Annotated in this window: 1 protein-coding gene; it reads right to left on the bottom strand. The window is 52.8% G+C overall.

The features are described from left to right. Positions 1-917: extracellular solute-binding protein (locus H5T41_11235; GenBank protein MBC7109331.1), on the bottom strand; the 917-nt coding region annotated here is incomplete at its 3' end. Positions 918-1,194 lie beyond the last annotated feature (277 nt).

Below are 1,194 nucleotides of genomic sequence, written 5' to 3' on the forward strand. Positions count from 1 at the left end.
ATGCCGGGGATAGGAGGATAAACCCCGGCGTAGAGCACATACTCGCCGACTTTCTCCGCAAGGAGCTGCATGGCCTCTTTGGAGAGCCAAAAATCAATAAAGAGTTTAGCGGCGTTGGGGTGTTTGGGGTCCTTCACTATGGCAATGGCCCGCGGCGAGCCAAAAAGCCCCTCCGTGACATTAGCCCACATAAGGGGAGCCGGAGCCTTTGTGATGATGTACTTGGGCATGGAAATCCCCAACGCCTTCTCTCCCCGCGCGATAGGATCGGGGGTAGGGCCGAAAGAAGCCACGAACATAGGATCATTGGCCGCGAGTCCCTCAAGCCAAGTCACCCACTCTTCCTCGCTACTAAACACGTTATTTTCTTTTAGCCCCACAAGCCAGGAGATTGTGGTGGCATGAGTAGTGGGATCGGGCATGACGATTTTTCCTTTCCACTTGGGATCAGCTAGATCGCGATAGGAGGTGGGTGCCTCTTCAGGCTTGACAAGCTCGGTATTGTAAAGGATGCACACGTACTCGATACCGAAAAGCTGGATCACCCCATCTGGGTCACATGCCCACTCTGGGTAATTGGCGCTCTGGGGGGATACATAAGTCCCAAGCACTCCCTCTTTCTTCAGAATTTGCAGGATGGGCAAAGGCCCCTGGACCACATCGGCGAGGAGTTTTCCAGCAAGAAACTCCGTCATCACCGTTGGGACAAATTTATCAGTGGAGATGCGCACATACTCCGCGGGAAATCCGTAGATTTCGGAAAACTTGGCCATGATGGGCTCAACCGCGGTTATATTTGCGTAGAACACTACCTTTCCCTCGGCCTTGGCCGCCTCGACTAACGCTTGGTCCTGGGCTAAAACGCCCGCCCCAAACACAACCAACAGAAGCCAAAACCACACGAAAAGTCGCTTCATACAATCACCCCTATTTAAGTATAGCTTAGGTTCCGGGGATATGCGACTTTCGTGAGAAATTAGAGCCCAAAGGTTTAACCTTTGACACTATTGTCCGCTCCCCTGGGCGTTTTCATTTGTGTGGATAAGGGATTCATAAGATCGGTTTGCGTTCACAGAATCCACCGGGAAAAATAACAAGCAATTCGCGGTTTTGGAGTGGGTACCAAGCTCTCTCCTCGTCCGCCGGCTCCGAGGCCACAACCACAAAACCCTCCCCCTCCCGAACCCAAAGGGT

It is taken from the genome of Methanomassiliicoccales archaeon, assembly GCA_014361295.1.
Classification (GTDB): domain Archaea; phylum Thermoplasmatota; class Thermoplasmata; order Methanomassiliicoccales; family JACIVX01; genus JACIVX01.